Genomic DNA, 2618 nt, shown 5'->3' with positions numbered 1-2618 from the left:
GTACGCCCCCACGTGCACCCCCGCCTGCGTGGAGCCCGCGAGCACCCAGCCGAACTCCGACTCCCGGTAGTGGAACGGCGTGGGCACGCCGTCCACGGGCAGGGAGAGCGTCGACCAGTCGGATCCCTCCAGGTCGTCCGCCAGGACCCAGGCCGTCTCGGTCTGCTGGTCCAGCCAGTCGTCGCGCAGCGAGTGGTCCATCTGCCCGGGCCAGGTGAACGACAGCAGCCCCACTCCGGCCAGCCAGGCGGCGGAGGAGACCGACGTGGCCTCCAGCAGGCCCGTGCCGTCCGCGCTCCTGCGGGACGGGTTCGCGGCGACGGTCACCACGACCGCGAACTTCTCCTTCGGCTCCCCGGTGGAGCCGGCCTCGTTCTTCACCGAGGGCTCGTCGCCGTGTCCGATCGACCCGTGCTCGACGACCCCGTCGGCCGACGTGCCGACCTGCATCAGCCAGCGCGGCCCCGTGAAGGCCTCGTCGAGGCCGTACCAGGGGAAGGGCGCCTGAAGGTAGCCGTCGACCGTGCGCCGGGCGGAGGGAACCTGCTGGCCACCCTCCGCGGCCGGCGCCTGCGCGACCGCCCCACTCGTCGTCTCCATGTGCCGGACGCCTCCTACTAGCTCTCGTCGGACCGGACCGGCCCGCCCCCCTTCGGGCGGCCTCGCTGGTTCGCGTACGGCCCGCACAACAACTCGGCAGCATAGCCACACCGCTCCGAGCTGCGGGGAAACCGCCCGGCGCGCGGGGCACACGAGGGGTTCGTTCAGGCCGTACGGGGGCCTCACGAGGCGGGGGCGGGGTATGAGACGCGTCACGTACGACGGGAAAAGGCGCCCGCGAGCTGAACTGCTCGGCAGGCGCCTTCCGGTGGGGCGTACGGCTCAGGTGGCGTCGGCGTCGAAGGGCGGGCGGTCGTCCTTGCCCAGCTCCTCGGGCTTCTTGGTCATGTCGATCCGGCCACCCGAGGACGACGGGGACGACGAGGACGAGGAGGTGTCCGTGCTGTGCACCGCGTCGGTGACCTCGGCCATCTCCTTCTTCAGGTCGAAGCCGTTGCGGATCTCCTTGAGCCCCAGCTCGTCGTTGTCCAGCTGCTTGCGGATGAACGTCTTGGGGTTGAGGTCCTCGAACTCGAAGTCCTTGAACTCCGGGCCCAGCTCCGAGCGGATGTCCTGCTTGGCGCTCTCCGAGAACTCGCGGATCTTGCGCACGGTCCGCATGACGTCCTGGATGACCTTGGGGAGCTTGTCCGGACCGAAGACGAGCACGGCGAGGACAACGAGCGTGATCAGCTCGAGCGGTCCTATGTCATTGAACACCTGAAGCTCCTTGGGGTCCGGGCCAGGACCACGGTACCTGCCTCTCCCCTGCGACGGGTACTGCCCCGAGGGCTCCGCGCGCGGATAGGTGAACGGTTTTCCCGGTTGTTTGCCTGGGGAAGCCAGGTTCGCAAACGCAGCTGTGAAACGGGTGTACGTCAGCCACCGGACGCGGATCCGAGGGTCAGCGAGACGGTGAGCTCCTTGCCCGCGCGCTCCAGGGTCAGCCGGAGCCGGTCACCGGGCCGGTGGGCGCGGGTCCTGACGATGAGCTCGTCGCCGGAGTGGACACGGCGGCCGTCGACCTCGGTGATGACGTCCCCCGCCTCGATCCCGGCCCGGTCGCCCGGACCGCCCTCGGTCACGGCGGGTCCGCCGCCACTGCCCTTCGTCCCGACCCGGGCGCCGTCGCCGGTGTAGTCCATGTCGAGGGTGACGCCGATGACCGGGTGGGTCGCCCGGCCGGTGTTGATCAGCTCTTCCGCGACCCGCTTGGCCTGGTTGACGGGAATGGCGAAGCCGAGACCTATCGAACCGGCCTGTCCGCTCCCGGGACGGGAGCCGTCGTCGACGGAACGGATGGCGGAGTTGATGCCGACGACCCGGGCCCGGGAGTCGAGGAGCGGGCCGCCGGAGTTGCCGGGGTTGATGGGGGCGTCGGTCTGGAGGGCGTCGACGTACGACACGTCACTGCCGTCCCCGCTCTCGCCCCCGGCGGTGACGGGCCGTTCCTTCGCGCTGATGATCCCGGAGGTGACGGTGCCCTCCAGGTCGAAGGGGGCGCCGATGGCGACGACGGGGTCACCGACCTGGACGCTGTCGGAGTTGCCAAGAGGGATGGGTCGCAGCCCACGGACACTTCTCACCTCGACGACGGCGAGGTCGTACCCGCTGTCCCGGCCCACGACGGTGGCCTGCGCGGTGTCCCCGCTGTGGAAGGTCACCGATATCTTCCCGTCGGCGCCGGCCGGCTCGACGACGTGGTTGTTGGTGAGGATGTGCCCGCGGTTGTCCAGCACGAAGCCGGCCCCGGTCCCGGACTCCGCGGTCCCGCTCACATGCAGGGTCACGACGCCGGGCAGGGCTCGGGCGGCGATCCCGGCGACCGTGCCGGGCGCCCGTCCGCTGGGCTCCTTCGCGGCCTGCGGCAGCTCCACGACGTCGCCCGCCACGCCGTTGCGCTCCAGATACGCCCCTACGACCCCGCCGGCCCCGCCCGCCACGAGCGCGAGCAGAACAGCGCCGACGAACAGCGCCCGCCGCGTCCGGCGCCGCCGGGCGTCCTCGCTCTCGACGGC

At 71.2% G+C, this 2618-nt stretch carries 3 protein-coding genes; all 3 read right to left on the bottom strand.

Annotated elements, in window-relative coordinates:
- The coding region (locus tag EHS43_RS42160; RefSeq protein WP_125195760.1) for a hypothetical protein at positions 1-600 on the bottom strand (600 nt) is incomplete at its 3' end.
- Positions 601-882: 282 nt separating this feature from the next.
- The gene (locus EHS43_RS42155; protein ID WP_125195759.1) at positions 883-1320 is read right to left on the bottom strand and encodes a sec-independent translocase; all 438 of its coding nucleotides are present in this window, start codon (positions 1318-1320) and stop codon (positions 883-885) included.
- Positions 1321-1478: 158 nt separating this feature from the next.
- Positions 1479-2618, bottom strand: a 1140-nt coding sequence (locus EHS43_RS42150; RefSeq protein ID WP_260470967.1) for a S1C family serine protease, incomplete at its 5' end; no start/stop codon positions are given.

This window comes from Streptomyces sp. RP5T (genome assembly GCF_003933965.1).
Lineage (GTDB): Bacteria > Actinomycetota > Actinomycetes > Streptomycetales > Streptomycetaceae > Streptomyces.
Note: the sequence above shows the minus strand (reverse complement) of the source record. Positions and strands in the feature narration are given on the sequence as shown.